The organism is Planctomicrobium stercoris (genome assembly GCF_051465655.1).
GTDB lineage: Bacteria > Planctomycetota > Planctomycetia > Planctomycetales > Planctomycetaceae > Planctomicrobium.
Genome location: NZ_CP195791.1, coordinates 5258784 through 5272995, shown reverse-complemented (window position 1 = coordinate 5272995; position 14212 = coordinate 5258784). Strand labels below are relative to the sequence as shown.

The following is a 14212-nucleotide window of genomic DNA, read 5'->3' as shown; positions in this document are numbered from 1 at the left end:
TGAATCGCCTGCACATGCTAGACCAAACTGGTCTAGCTGCACTCGGAGAGTGCAGCGTACTGTACCTCGCACTCTCCGAGTGCGAGAACTCACGACGCTTCCTCTGTGACCTCACCCGATGAACACTCCGTCACCTGAGCAGCACGAGTCTCCTTTAAAACGGCTGGCCCCGTATCTGGCGGTCGCCTGGCTGGTGTTGTTCTGGTGCCTGTTTTTCACCACTCCACTTCCGAATGCGTCCAACAGCGAACGGACGATCGACCGGCTCGATGTGATCGGAATTCTGCCCGAGATTTATGAAAGCCTGTTTGTCGGGGATCCCGATCGAAAAGCGTCATCCAGCTGGTCGAATCTGAGTGAGAGACTGGATGTCCTCGGGGCAGCCTTGCTGATCGTCTTCAGTGTGATCGCTGCGGGGCGATTGATCCTTCGCGGTCTCGGTTTGCTGACAGCACTCAGGGCCGAGGACCAGCTGGCACTGGCTGGGGGGTTGGGAGTTTCGGCAGTCTCGTTGTGGACGCTGGGTTGCGGACTTGCCGGTTTACTTTCCGGTCCGCTCTTTGACGTCGCCATGGCGGCGGTAATTCTGGCTGAGATCTGGTTGAGCTGGAGTTCTGACTTCAGACATCGTGATCGGCGGTCTGACGCTGCGGTGTCGGCCAATGATGGGGGACAACGGTGGTTGGGACTCATCGTTGTTATGACCTGCGTTCCATTCCTGGGGTGCATGTTACTGGGCTCGATGCTTCCGCCGACCGATTTCGATGTGAAGGAGTATCACCTGGGAGGGCCGAAAGAATACTTCCTCGCGGGCCGAATCCACTTTCTGCCACATGATGTTTACACCAGTTTTCCGTTCCTGACGGAGATGCTTTCGCTGTCGGGAATGGTGGTGCGTGGAGACTGGGAACGCGGTGCGTACGTCGGTCAGACTGTGCTGATGTTCTTTGCTCCGTTAACTGCACTGGGGGTCTACTGCGCTGCGAGGCGCCTGGGGGGACCGGCTGCAGGATGGATGGGCGTTCTGGCGTACCTTACTGCGCCGTGGACATACCGGATTTCCATCATCGCCTACACCGAAGGGGCACTCTGCTGTTATGTCGTCCTCTCGCTGCTCGCATTTCAGATCTGGAAAGAACGAGCATCTGTGACGGAAGTTCTCGCTGCAGATGAGTCCGGTGCTCAGAACCCCTGGAGGCTCCCTTTCTGGCGAGAGCTTCTGGTCCTCGGGTGTCTGGCTGGCAGCGCCGTTTCGACGAAGTACCCGGGAATGATTCTGGTGGCGATTCCATTTGCGGTCGCTGTGGCGATCTGTTCGTGGATGGAATCGAAGAACCGTTTTCAGACTGCCGCACTCAGTCTGCTTGTGTATGGCGGCGGGGTGTTGATCGCGTTTGGCCCGTGGATGCTGAAGAACCTTTTTGAAACCGGCAATCCGGTGTACCCGCTGCTGTACGGAGTTTTCGGGGGAGTGGACTGGAACGAATCACTTCATCGCAAGTGGCAGTCTGCTCACCCGGCAAGACTCTGGGCCGGGAGCTGGGACGATTTCGCGGGGGTCTTCTACAAGAACGACTGGCAGTCTCCGCTTCTCTTTGGTCTGGCACCGCTGGCGTTTCTGGGAAAAAACAAACGCACGGTCGGCTGGGTAGCAGCGTACGCCGGTGTCCTGCTGGCCGGCTGGTATCTCCTCACTCACCGCATTGACCGCTTCTGGGTTCCAATGAACTCGGTCATGGCGGTTCTTGCTGGGTGCGGATTGGCGAACGTGCTTGGCCTGGACCGGAAGAACGAAGTTCAACTCACAGCAAACCTGCAAAAGGGGAAAGGAAAAGCGAAACAGCGAGCTGTGGCTATGAATCCTTCTCCGCTGCTGGTGAGGATAATCGCTTTGGGACTGGTGATCGTGGCGACGATTTACAATTTTGGTTTTATCACAACGCCGCTGTGCGGGTACAACGCGTATCTCACTTCCTACGCTGCTGCTCAGGAAGAGACTCAGACGCAGTCGGTGAAGATTGTCGACTGGTTGAAGCTCCCCGCGGATTCGAAGGTGTTGTTTGTCGGCGAAGCGGAGTTGTTCAACGCTCATTTCCCGTACGCCTACAACACGGTCTTCGATCACAATCTGTTTGAGTTATGGACCTCGATTCCGATGGACGACGGGACGTGGACTCTGAAGTCGACGGAGGAGATCCGGGAGAAGTTTCTCCAGGAAAAGATCACTCATGTGTTCGTCAACTGGAATGAGATTCTGAGATACCGCACCACATACGGGTTCACCGATTACGCTACTCCTGCGCGGTTTCAGGATTTGGTTCAACTGGGCGTTCTGTCTCCCGTCCCGTTGCCGGAGTCGATTGCCCTTCGCTCGTGGGATCGTGTGGACGGCAGCTGGAAAGCCGAAATCGAACGCTGGGCGCCGGAACTGAAGATTGTCTCTCACGGTCGACCGGAGATGTTGCAGTACCAGTGCTTCCGGGTTGATACTGGTGAGAAGGCGGAGGAAGCGTCCTCCGCTGTCAGCACGCCTCCCGAATAGACTCACGGAACAACTGATGTCCGACAACTCGATCTGGCCGGAGCATGATCAGACTCAGGAGTTGGTGAAGGCTGCCGCTGCCGGTGATACCGCTGCCACGAACGCACTGCTCGAACGGCATCGAGGAGCCCTGCGACAGCTGGTCCACTATCGACTGGATCGCCGGATCACCAGCCGCGTTGACGCCAGTGACGTCGTGCAGGACGTGCTGCTGGAAGCGAACAAGCGACTGCAGGACTATCTGGAAAATCCGAAACTCCCCTTTCATCTCTGGCTGCGGCAGCTTGCACAGGACCGGATGATCGACCTGCATCGTCGTCACCACGCGCAGCGAAGAACCGTCGATCGGGAACAGTCGCTGCAGGCGAAGTTCGGCGATCAATCGTCGCTGGATCTGGCCGCCCAGTTGCCGGATCATGAACTGACCCCCGCAGCTGCTTCCATCCGCAAAGAACTGGAACAGCGGTTCCTGGATGCACTGGACCAGCTGCAGGATCTTGACCGTGAGATCATCATCATGCGGCATGTCGAGCACCTGGGAAATGGTGAAGTCGCCACGGCGCTGGATCTTTCAGAAGCGGCCGCCGGCATGCGCTATCTGCGGGCGATCCGCAGGCTGAAAGCCGTTCTGATGGAGAGAGAACTCGAATAGGTTGTTTCCCTCGACCGGTTGTGGGAATGAAGTTTGCATTTCACCACGGAGACACGGAGAAGAGTGTGAACCGCGAATGGTGCGAATTCGGCGAATGAGTGAGCTCGTCTCGCTCCTATGTTTTCGCTGATGATTGAGTTGTTCCGTTGTCCGGGAAGAATCCAAGCAATCCTCCGTGTCTCCGTGGTAAATCTGACTCACGGATACTCCGGAAAGGCAGTTAATTTTCAGCCAGGATTTCGGTCTTTGAGATGACCGGAGGAACCATGTCGACTGCGTTGAATGATCCATCATCGGAAATTCAGAAGCTTCCGTTTGGCAAAGACGTCGAAGTCTTTTACGACGGCGAGTGTCCGCTGTGCCGTCGGGAAATCGACATGCTCAGGCGGCTGGACAGGTTGAAACGGATCCGCTTCACCGATCTGTGCGCACCCGATTTTCATCCGGAGTCGCTCGGGGTGACGCACGAACAGTTGATGGCCGAGATCTACGGTCGACTCCCCGACGGAACGCTCATCAAGGGGGTCGAAGTCTTTCGACGGCTGTACGGAGCGGTCGGCTTCCGGTGGGCCGTTGCACTCACTCGCCTGCCGGGAGTGCGACAGATTCTGGATGTCGGGTACTCACTCTTTGCCCGCAATCGACTGCGACTCACGGGCCGTTGCCAGTCGGGAAGTTGTGAGATTCACAATCCACCGGAGTCGCAGTCTGATTGAATGCGTTTCAGGAAACCGGGTATTGAAGTTCTGCTGCGGTGAGTGTGTTCTCCAGCAGCATGGCGATCGTCATGGGGCCGACACCGCCGGGGACGGGAGTGATCGCGCCGGCGACTTCCTTCACATTTTCGAAATCGACATCCCCGACGAGTTTGCCATCCACGCGATTCGTTCCCACATCGATCACGCAGGCTCCGGGCTTCACCATGTCGGCAGTGACGGTGTTGGCCCGGCCGACGGCAGCGATCAGGATGTCTGCCTGCCGGGTGATTTCGGCCAGGTTTTTCGTCCGGCTGTGAGCGATGGTGACGGTGGCGTCGGCGTTGGCTCCCTTCTGGACGAGTAGAAGAGCCATCGGCTTGCCGACGATTTCACTGCGGCCGATCACGACAGCATGAGCTCCACTCACCTGAATGCCTGCCTCTTCCAGAAGGACCTGACAACCGGCCGGCGTGCAGGGCAGGAATCGGGGTCGTCCCTGCACCATCAGTCCGACATTTTCCGGATGAAAACAGTCGACGTCCTTGAGGGGGACAACCGCATCCAGCACCGTCTTCTCATCAATCTGCAGTGGAAGAGGAAGCTGAATCAGAATTCCGTGAACAGCAGGATCGGCGTTGAGTCGGGCGATCAGCTCCAGAAGCTCCGCCTGAGTGGTCTGGCCTCCCAGCTGATGCAGCGTGCTGTGCAGACCAGCCTGGGCACAGGACCGCTGTTTGTTCCGAACATAGACAGCACTGGCAGGATCATCGCCGACGAGGACAGCGGCCAGATGGGGTGTGACGCCAGTTTTGGAAACAAATGCCTGCACTCGTTCTGCGAGCTTTGCGTTCATCCGGGCTGCAGTGGCTTTACCGTCAATGATCTTCGCCGTCACCAGTATTCTCCAGCAATCTATCAGTGTTTTCGAAAGAGACTCGCTTGGTCAACGACTCGTGATCAGCCGTCGTCCGTTTTCGATGTTCAGTTCAGCATGAATTCAAGTATCAGCTGATGGCCAGTTGATCCGCGCGGAAGATTGGACCTTCCACACAGGTACGACGATAATCCCAGCCGTCCGGGCTGGATGCGTCCCGGACGCGTGTCACGCAGCTGAAGCAGGCACCGAAGCCGCATGCCATGGGGGATTCCAGCGACAGCCAGCAAGGGACTTTGGCCAGTTCGCAGACTTTGGCGACCGCGTGCATCATGGGCTCGGGACCGCAGCAGTAGACGCCGTCGGGACGATCGTCTCCCGCCTGCAGAAACAGTTCGCTGACAACCTCGGTCACAAACCCCTTCCGTCCTTCAGAACCGTCATCGGTGGTGAGGTAAGTCTGCAGGCCTTTGAGCGGATTGAAGTCGGTCAGATCCGAGCGGAACCGTTTCGACTGAACACCGTAGCAGAACGAAACCCGAGGCGCCGGCAGGGACGTCCCTCGGTCTGCTCCTTCACCGTATTCGCGGAGATGCAATGCTTCACGGGCAACCGCCAGAAAAGGCGTATAACCAATTCCCCCTCCGACACACAGCAGATGCTTCCCCCGGAAACGCGGAAACCCGTTCCCCAGCGGTCCCCAGATCTCGACGGGGGTGCCGGGCTGCCACTGACTCATCAGGGATGTCATCTTCCCGACGACGTGGTAAGCGAATTCAAAGGCAACCGGTTCGCCTTGGTCGTTCAGGACGGTGTCGTAAAGTGCAAACGGTCGACCCAGCAGGGGATCGCTTCCCTGTGACGGGCGAATCATGAAAAACTGGCCGGGGACAATCAGTTTGGCGACATCCGGGCAGGAGATACGAACGGCATAAGTCTGATGAGCCAGCTCCCGCTGTGAAATGACGGACGCCTGGTACTGGCCCGCGTGAGGCATCAGGCCGCACAAGTCTGATGTGGGAGACGATTGAATCACGGAAATGCACCTTCAGATGGTTCTTTTGAGATGGGTGCATTCTGGCACCTGAGGCGTGTGCCGGACAAGCAAACTGCGAGACTCTTTGCGAAAATCCGGGAACGACCCGGTTTTACTGCGGAGAAACGGCAGGAGGGGCAGGATCCTGCTGGAGTTCTCGCATCTGCCGGCGTAGATCCGCTTCGAATGCGTCGCCCCGATCGGCAAAGGGCCGGGCTTCCAGATACCAGCGACCCCAGTTCAGAATCAGGCTCCGGTGCCACCCGGCGATGGAGTCTGTCTTTTGCTGCTCGGTTGCATCAGCAGGGAGCTGCGCCAGGGGATCCTCAACTTCGCCGAATCCGTTCGGTTTGCGGCTCAGCCAGCACAGTCCGTTTCTGGCTTCGATGATCACTCCCAGATCCGGATCGTTCAGAGCCTGAATCAGGATTGTCCCGAGATCCAGGCGTTCACTCCGACCGATTCCCCACATTGCCGTTCGGCGGACTTCCGGACTCGAGTGCGTCGCCAGCTTGCGCAGCTGCTGAACTTCTCCGATCAATGCCCGTCGATCTCCCAGTTGAACCTGAGTGACGAGTTGATTTTGAACTTCATCCAGATTGATTTCGCCGGTGGTTTGAAGTGCTGCCAGCAGCTTGTCGAGGGGCGGGGCCTGCTGTTCTTTCCCTTTCAGTGAACGGCCATCGTATCGAGCCTCCATCAGGTCATCAGGCAGGCCTCTTCCTCCCGCTAACGTCCCGTCTCCATAACCCTGTTCTGCCGGAACGCGATTCATCACTTTGGCGGTGGAACGTGTGAGGAACAAGACGCTGAAGGCAGTGTCCCGGCCCGAGCGATCCGCGCCGAAGTTCCATGACCCGTCCGGCTGCTGCCGTGTCAGCAGGGCGGTGGAGCTCTCCTGATACCAGTCACGTTCGCCCAGCTGATGGACGTCGGCGAGAGCAGCCATTCGCTCCAGGGAGTAGAGGAAGTAACCCTTGAATTCGGTTGTTTCGTCGTTCAATGGGGTATAGCGGTTGACGACATAGGAGAATGCTTTGCGAACAGCCTGGATTGAGTCCTCCGGGATGGCGGGGGCACGCTCGACTTTGCGTTCCTCAATTTTGACTTCCTCCAGGACGCCGAATTTCTTCGCGGTGCTGGGGACTTCTTTCTTGGCCCGGCTTTGCCTGAGGGGCTGGAAGTCGGGAGACAGGTGCAGCATGGCAATGTGCAGACTGCCCACAGCATTGACCGACATGTTGACGCTGCTGGTCGTCGACGAGCCCCCGGGGGTCAGGCTGGGGGTGTAACCGAACCCCCCATCGAGGCTCTGGTAGCGGGTATGCCAGTTTAGCACACGCACCCACACCTGCGGATCCACTTTGACTCCTGCCCGCTCGACCGCCCAAAGCCCCAGGCAGGCATACTGGGTGACGCTGGTATCACCGGCCGTCCCGGACCGTGCTCCTCCAGGATAATCCCAGCCTCCGGTCTCTGACTGTTGAGTCTGAAGATAATTTCCAATGGCCTGCAGCTGCGGCTGATATTTGACTGAATCCAGCTCGACCAGCAAGGTGGCATCCACCCCGGCCGCATAAATTCCCGCAATGCCATCACGATTCGAATAGCCTTCCGGAGTGCATCGGTTCAACACTTCTTTGAGGGCGGTCTGAATCTCGACTGACTCCGCGGAAACACCCCCTTTGATCAGGGCAAGTGCCACCAGCGAGCGATGTCCCCCGGCGGGGGTTGCCGAGATCTGCTTCTGCAGATATTGCAGTCCCCGCTCGATGGCAGCTGCAACCTCAGGAGAGTCTGCGGCACGCGCGGGGTGGCAGTTGACTGAAAGCCACAGCAGCACCAGCAGCAGAGTTCGTCGAGGCATCATCGGAAGCCGATTACAGGAAGAACCGATTGACCATCTGCAACATACCCGCGAGTCGAAGAGTTTTCCACGCCTGATGATGTCAGCCAGCTCGGCAGTCCTTCCGTTCAGCTGTCATCCCCGTTCAAAATCCGGACATAACTCTGATAACGCAGCGGGGAGAGCATTCCCCGTGCAAGTGCCTGTTTGACTCCGCAATGACTTTCATGAGTGTGCGTGCAGTCTGGAAAGCGGCAGTCACGGACGAAGGGACGGAAGTCGATCAACAGTCCTTCGACCTCTTCCTTCTGGACGTCCCACAGCTGCAAGGTTCGAATTCCGGGGGTGTCGACGACCCAGCCACCGCAGTCGAGTTGAAGGAGTTGCGTCATCCGGGTGGTGTGTCGGCCTTTGCTGCTGTCCTGACTGACGGACCCGGTTGAGAGAGACAGTCCCGGCTGCAGGGCATTGAGCAGTGACGATTTTCCAACCCCGCTCTGCCCGGTGAAGACGGTCTCCTGACCATGCAGCAGGCGGCGCAACTGCGGGATTCCTTCACCGCTGCGGGCATTCGTGACGACGACCGGATAACCCAGGCGACGGTATTGTCCGATCAGCGGTTGCAGCAGGTGCGACTTCCCAAGATCGATCTTGTTGATGCAGATGATGCCGCGAATTTTGCCCTTCTCGGTGCTGCACAGAAAGCGATCGATCAGCGGCGGTTTCAGATTCGGTTCTGCCACGGAAGCGACAATCACAGCCTGATCGACATTCGCGACAATGACGTGTGCCTGGTTGCGGCTGACTCGACTGAGTGCACTCTTGCGAGGTTCAACACGCTCGATCACTCCGCTGGCGGGCCCTTCAGGCGTCAGCAGCACTCGATCCCCTGCAACGACGGCATTGCGACCATCCCGTGCGAGGGTGCGGACCAGCCGCCTTACCGAACAAAGATAGATCGTTCCGTCGTCCGCCTGCACGCGACATTGATTCGCACCAACAGCCGTGAGGACCCGGCCCGCGAGGCATTTGTCGCGATCGATCTCCCGAATGAGTTCGCCATCCGAGCCTGCTGTCGCAACGATGGTCCGGAAACGATTCAACTCCCCTTTGCCGGAGATGCGTTCGCCACTCTCGAGATCCTCGACGTAGTCGGAATCCTGCAGGTCATCAGCGGAGAGGCTCGGCTGCTGCGATCGGTTCCCGCGGTTCTTGCGGAACGCGACTCGAATCTTTCGAGAGTGCTTCTTGGCTGCAGACATCTTCAGGAGTCGCCCATCAGCCAGTCCATGGCCGCATCTTCGTCGGCGTCGAAGTCTTTCCCCAACGGGCCTTTCCTGGCAGCTGGTGGAAGGGGGTTGCGTCGCCGCTCTTCCTCTCTTTTCTGCAGACCGGCTTTCTCCAGCAGACTCATGGCAAACGGGTCTTCTTCCAGATTTGCAGGGGGCTCGCCGGTCGGCTCATACTGAATTTCGAAATTGTTCTTGGCAATGGAAATGACATCGCCCGGGTGGAGGAACTTCGAATCGACCCGTTCGCCGTTGACCTTCACACCGTTCCGGCTGTTGAGGTCTCGCAGCTGCCAGTACCCGTTGAGCAGTTCGAACTCGCAGTGCTGGGACGAAATGTTCGGGAAGATCAGAACGATATCGCAACTACTTCGTCGACCAACGACCAATTTTGGCTGGAGCAGTGGAATCGGGTCTCCCCCTCCACATGGAATCAGCTCTCCGAGCATTTCAACCCGTTCCTTCTGCTTCGATCAGCTGCCCGCTGAGGAATGATGCTTTGTGACGCGAATCTGGCGGAATCGCCGAACCCGAACATGAATTGAGAACCTCTTCGAATTCTACGGGCAGGGCCGGGGATGTCAATTTGCGCATCGCCCCCAGCGTGTGCAATGTTGTCGAGAGAGTGCCTGGAAGATGTGGCAAAAATGAATCACTGCTGCATCTGCACAACCTGCCGCTGCTGTCGGATGCGGTCATGCAGGAGTTGCACGACTTCGTCGAGGGACAGCGTTGTGGTGTCGATCACGACGGCATCCGGAGCCGGCTTTAATGGTGCGACCGATCGTTCCTGGTCCCGCTGATCGCGGAGCTTCTGTTCCTGCAGGAGTGCCTGAAAGTCGACGGTTTCCCCTTGCGCTTCCAGTTCGAGCTGCCGGCGGCGCGCTCGTTCCTCTGCCTGCGCCGTGAGAAAGAACTTGTATTCGGCATGGGGAAAGGCCACCGTCCCCTGATCACGCCCTTCACAGACGACATTGCTGGCGTTGGCGATGTCACGCTGTCGTTGCACCAGCTGCTCCCGGACGCGAGGGATCTGTGCGACCAGAGAGGCCATCCGTGTCACTTCGGGCGTCCGCAGCGATCCGCCGACATCTTCTCCATCCAGAAGAATCCGTCCATTGACCAGTTCCATCCGGGACCGGGCGGTCAGAGATGCAATTGCGATGTGGTCTTCAGGATTCAACTCAGCTGAAAGTGTCCGCAGGGCGATCATGCGGTACATCGAACCGGTGTCCAGAAACTGGAATCCCAGCTGTTCAGCCAGTCGTCTTGCGACGGTGCTTTTTCCTGTTCCGGCCGGTCCATCAATCGTCACAATCATTCAGCGGTTCTTTCCACGTATGTGTCGCACCTCGTTGAGAAGGTCCTATCTTACACGAGAGGCGGTCGGATCAAAGTGATCGGAGTCGTTCGCGAATCGCCAGCATGCGCTCGACGACATGTGGCATCTGATGATCCGGAATGGCCTGGTTGCTCCAACGACGAATCCATGTCATCCCACTCAGCAGAACCGAACTTCTGTCGAACACGTGAATCAGCTGGCGGTCCAGATCAGACAGGGTGCGGGCGGAGGAGTATTCCGCCAGAGCCACGTTCCAGCCGGCTCGATCGTCACCCAGAAAACTCCCGAGCAACCGAGACAGGTCCGAGGCAGGATGGTCGGTGCGGGCAGCAGTCGGATCGATCAGTCCTGTGACGTTGTTTTCACTGAAGAGAACATGGTCTTTCCACAAGTCACGAAAACAGGGGAAGACTGGCGCTGGGATGCGTTCGCACTGTGAGAGCTCTTCGTCGATCTGCCGGGAGTGTCGGGTGAACTCTTTCAGCACCTCTATCGAAGTCCGGCAGAAGGGATGAGAATCGAACATCAGCAGCTGACGCGTTTTCAGAAGTTTGACATCGTTCCATTCGGCGATCAGCTTTCGCCGCTCTGAGAGCGTCCCCACCAGCTGATGCGGATGCGTCTGGAACCATTGGGTCCCCTGTGAGGTACACTCATACGAGCTCGAGATCTGATGAAACTTCGCCAGCAGATGCATCAGGCTGCGCCAGCACTGGGGATTCATCTCGGGGTTTGAGAGTGGTCTTCCCGCCAGCCAGGGTTCCAGTTGCCAGGCACTCGCCCCGTCTTCAACGACGGTACTCGGGGATTCTAAGCTCCGAAGCGGGACGGCAACCGGAATCCCGTGATGGAACAAGTCCTTCAGCCAGCGGTGACGCTCGAGCACGCGGGGAAGAGGCCAGCTGCCAACGGGCCATCCTCGTAAGGCATACATCCCGGAATCGGCTTCAACTTTGAAAACAATCGCTTCACTGAACCCGCCGGTGACGGGTGTCGCAGTGCGAATCGCATCACTCCTGCCCAGGAATCTGGCGGTCACCCGGCTCAGGGTCGTTTTCTCCAGCGATGGGGGACTCATCACGACAACACCGGATCAGAATGATCTCGAAGCCATCAGGTTCCGAGGGCAAATGCGGCTTTGCCAACCTGAGATCAGAAACGCCTATTTTGCCTCGGGGCCCTGAAACTGGACTTCCGAAGTGGGAAGTGGAGATGACGTCCCCTGCTTGAGTTGCTCAATCAGCGGCTCAATCAGGTCCGCAGGCAGGGCGTACGTTTCGGTCCGTCCCGCCCGGGCGATGTTGATCCCCATGGCCAGACCATCCAGGTTGACCACAGGTCCGCCGCACTCCTCCGGGCCGATCACGGAATCATGCTGGTAAACAGCTTCGAAATCATCACGGCGGTAGCTGAGCTCTCCCCCCATCTGATTCTGAAACGCCATCCGGGAGAGGAAGTCACCATATTGATGCATGAGTGTGACAGAGTAGGCGAACTCTTCTTCCGACCTGCGGACACGTAGCGAGAGCGTGTCACCCGGACGGTACCCCTTGAGAGTTTTCATCAGCTGTTCGGAAGTCGTGATGGACCGCTGGTCGATTTCCAGAACCAGGTCCCCTTCTTTGAGACCTGCATTGGAAGCTCCGCTGTTAGCGAAGACCTTTTTGATCTTGGGAAGCTGATCGCCGGTCAGTTCGACTCCCAGATATCCATGCGTGTCCGAGCGTGGGACCTGATAGCGTGGAGCACTGAGGACTCCTACGCCGATGACGAAATCGGGCGCCATGCCGGAGGTGATCATCCAGACTCCCGCCTCGGGGTCTTTCTTCTCCCAGAGGACCACTTTCAGGTCGGTCGCATTGATCTTGAGGAGTGCCAGGTCGAGTTTCTGGTAATGCCTGACGGAGTCGATCGGAAACTGTCGACCGTCGGCAAGTTGAACCTGCGTGGCCTTATTGATCTGGCTGGCCTTGGTCAGGATCCACCCGTCGTCTCCCACGACAGTCCCCAGAGCCACCTGTTTGCCATCCGCACGGACACTGACGGTCCATTCCGAAGCCTGCCGGACCACTTCTCGAAATGCGTATCGCATTCGCTGGCCAGTCAGGATTTCGCCATCACCCAGCGGCTCAACAGCCTCCTGCCCCTGCGCGGATGAATGCCAGCAGACAGATGCGATGGCGAAGACCAGCAGGCTGTGCTGAAGAAATTTCGAAATGAGCGTGCGAGGAGACATGCACAACCTCTTCGAGTGAAAACGACAACGGCAGAAACCGCCGAAGTATCTTACCCATCCGAAGTCCTGCTTGTCAGCTATCCAGCCAGAAAGTTGAGAATTGATCCCAGGTGAGGATGCTGATGCGGTCCAATAAAAAAACCGCACGAGTGCTCGTGCGGTTCAGAGAGTCCAGTGGCTCTGGACTGTGGAGCGAAGCGGCCAGCTAAGAACCGTGTTCGCAATCCGTCATCGGGAGAAGGGCGCCCCCCTTGAGTTGCCGTCGGCCGGAAACTCTCACCGCTCTCCCGAGACACCGTTAAAATCGGCAGATTCAGAACGGACGATGAGATTATTTGGAAAATGATCTTGACCGGCATTCCAGCGGATTAAATCGCTTCCGCCAACTTCGCATTTTCACTTTCGCAGAGCTCATTCAAACCGCTGCGACGATAGCTGGGCAGAGCCTTCGGAAGCATCGAAGGTTCGCACTGCAATTCACCCCGCAGCACGCGGAGTTCTCCCGGTGCCTCGATGCCGATTTTGACGGAGCCGTTCGTGCACTTGATGATCTTCACCATAATGTTGTCACCGATCTGCACGAATTCCTCTGTTTTGCGTGAAATCACCAGCATGATGCTCTCCGATGTGATGAAGGATTTTGCAGTCTGGCTCCGCTCACAGATGTGAAGCGAAACATCGACTGGAAGCGGGGAGCTGCCAGATCGTGTTCCCGGACACATCCGCGTCAGGAATCAGGGCAAAAGTTGTGTTGAGGGAAGGTTGACTCGGAAAGTGAGTCGAAGGTGTGATGAAAAAGTGATATGCACGTCACGTGCCAAAATGTTTTTGTTGCGAACCTTCAGGGGGTGGGCTGTTTTTGTAAGTCTTAATGAATGAATTGGTTGCGTTGATGTTTCGTGGGGCGGAGATTTCCGCAGGCATGTCGCGAGGCTGTCTGATTCGAACGAAGCTGTGTAAAATCGGGAATTCACCCCAGCAATTCGTGTAAGAGAGTCAAACCCCGCTTCGATCATGTGGATTTCGGAAGTCTTTGAATCGGTGCAGGGGGAAGGGCGGTATTCTGGCGTCCCGAGCGGCTTCATTCGCACTTCAGGATGCAATCTCCGCTGCTGGTTCTGCGACACTCCTTACACCTCCTGGCATCCGGAAGGGGTCGAACGCAGTCTCGAGAGTCTGCTGGAAGAAACGGCCAGCTACACCGCCCGGCATATGGTTCTGACAGGCGGCGAACCGTTGCTCATCCCGGATATCGTCCCTCTCTCGCAGTCGCTTCGGGATCGAGGATGTGTCATCACGATTGAAACGGCCGGAACGGTCTACCGGAAGACAGCTGCCGATCTGATCTCCATCAGCCCCAAGCGGGCAAACTCCACTCCGCGGGGGACGTCCTGGGAAGCGCGGCATGATCAACGTCGACACCGGCCAGACGTCATCCGCCAGCTGACGACCGAATACGACTATCAGTTCAAGTTCGTCATCGATCAGCCGGCGGATCTGGACGATGTCGAAAGTTACCTGCGGGAATTCCCCCATCTGCAACCAGACAAAATCTATCTGATGCCGCAGGGGACCCAGATGGAGTCCTTGCGTGAAAAACTGACCTGGATTCGAACCGAAGCGGAGAAGCGGGGCTGGCAGGTGTCACCCCGACTGCACATCGAGCTGTTCGGGAACACTCGCGGCACGTGATTCCC

13 protein-coding genes are annotated in these 14212 nt (G+C 57.6%); 4 read left to right on the top strand and 9 right to left on the bottom strand.

Translation table 11 applies throughout. The features are described 5' to 3' along the window. Nucleotides 1–118: 118 nt before the first annotated feature. The 3 genes from SH661x_RS21300 to SH661x_RS21290 all read left to right on the top strand — a co-directional run bounded on the left by SH661x_RS21300 (nt 119) and on the right by SH661x_RS21290 (nt 3910). A complete protein-coding gene (locus SH661x_RS21300) occupies nt 119–2542 on the top strand; it encodes an ArnT family glycosyltransferase (protein WP_437225832.1) in 2424 nt (807 codons plus the stop codon). Nucleotides 2543–2558: 16 nt separating this feature from the next. Next, nucleotides 2559–3194 carry a sigma-70 family RNA polymerase sigma factor gene (locus SH661x_RS21295; protein WP_437225830.1) on the top strand — a complete coding sequence of 212 codons (636 nt, stop codon included), beginning with the start codon at nt 2559–2561 and terminating at the stop codon, nt 3192–3194. 266 nt (nt 3195–3460) lie between these two features. After that, complete coding sequence (locus SH661x_RS21290) at nt 3461–3910, top strand: thiol-disulfide oxidoreductase DCC family protein (RefSeq protein ID WP_437225828.1); 450 nt, start codon at nt 3461–3463, stop codon at nt 3908–3910. A gap of 7 nt (nt 3911–3917) precedes the next feature. Here SH661x_RS21290 and folD read toward each other — a convergent pair whose 3' ends face one another. The 9 genes from folD to SH661x_RS21245 all read right to left on the bottom strand — a co-directional run bounded on the left by folD (nt 3918) and on the right by SH661x_RS21245 (nt 13129). Further along, nucleotides 3918–4787 carry a bifunctional methylenetetrahydrofolate dehydrogenase/methenyltetrahydrofolate cyclohydrolase FolD gene (folD, locus tag SH661x_RS21285; RefSeq protein WP_437225826.1) on the bottom strand — a complete coding sequence of 290 codons (870 nt, stop codon included), beginning with the start codon at nt 4785–4787 and terminating at the stop codon, nt 3918–3920. 109 nt (nt 4788–4896) lie between these two features. Then, nucleotides 4897–5802, bottom strand: a complete 906-nt coding sequence (locus tag SH661x_RS21280; protein ID WP_437225824.1) for a dihydroorotate dehydrogenase electron transfer subunit — start codon at nt 5800–5802, stop codon at nt 4897–4899. 112 nt (nt 5803–5914) lie between these two features. Beyond that, complete coding sequence (locus SH661x_RS21275; RefSeq protein ID WP_437225822.1) at nt 5915–7672, bottom strand: hypothetical protein; 1758 nt, start codon at nt 7670–7672, stop codon at nt 5915–5917. Between the two features lie 104 nt (nt 7673–7776). Next, nucleotides 7777–8910, bottom strand: a complete 1134-nt coding sequence (gene rsgA, locus SH661x_RS21270; protein ID WP_437225820.1) for a ribosome small subunit-dependent GTPase A — start codon at nt 8908–8910, stop codon at nt 7777–7779. A gap of 2 nt (nt 8911–8912) precedes the next feature. Next, nucleotides 8913–9386 carry an FHA domain-containing protein gene (locus SH661x_RS21265; RefSeq protein WP_437225818.1) on the bottom strand — a complete coding sequence of 158 codons (474 nt, stop codon included), beginning with the start codon at nt 9384–9386 and terminating at the stop codon, nt 8913–8915. A gap of 203 nt (nt 9387–9589) precedes the next feature. Further along, nucleotides 9590–10258 carry a (d)CMP kinase gene (gene cmk / locus SH661x_RS21260; RefSeq protein WP_437225816.1) on the bottom strand — a complete coding sequence of 223 codons (669 nt, stop codon included), beginning with the start codon at nt 10256–10258 and terminating at the stop codon, nt 9590–9592. A 70-nt stretch (nt 10259–10328) separates the two neighbouring features. Beyond that, nucleotides 10329–11357, bottom strand: coding sequence for a phosphotransferase enzyme family protein (locus tag SH661x_RS21255; protein ID WP_437225814.1), 1029 nt, complete (start codon nt 11355–11357; stop codon nt 10329–10331). 84 nt (nt 11358–11441) lie between these two features. Then, nucleotides 11442–12515 carry a S1C family serine protease gene (locus tag SH661x_RS21250; protein WP_437225812.1) on the bottom strand — a complete coding sequence of 358 codons (1074 nt, stop codon included), beginning with the start codon at nt 12513–12515 and terminating at the stop codon, nt 11442–11444. 368 nt (nt 12516–12883) lie between these two features. Next, nucleotides 12884–13129, bottom strand: coding sequence for a carbon storage regulator (locus tag SH661x_RS21245; protein ID WP_437225810.1), 246 nt, complete (start codon nt 13127–13129; stop codon nt 12884–12886). A gap of 400 nt (nt 13130–13529) precedes the next feature. On the opposite strand from SH661x_RS21245, the gene SH661x_RS21240 reads away from it, so the two are divergent. Next, nucleotides 13530–14207: a 7-carboxy-7-deazaguanine synthase QueE gene (locus SH661x_RS21240; protein WP_437225808.1), complete on the top strand. Its 678-nt coding sequence runs from the start codon at nt 13530–13532 to the stop codon at nt 14205–14207. Nucleotides 14208–14212: the final 5 nt, after the last annotated feature.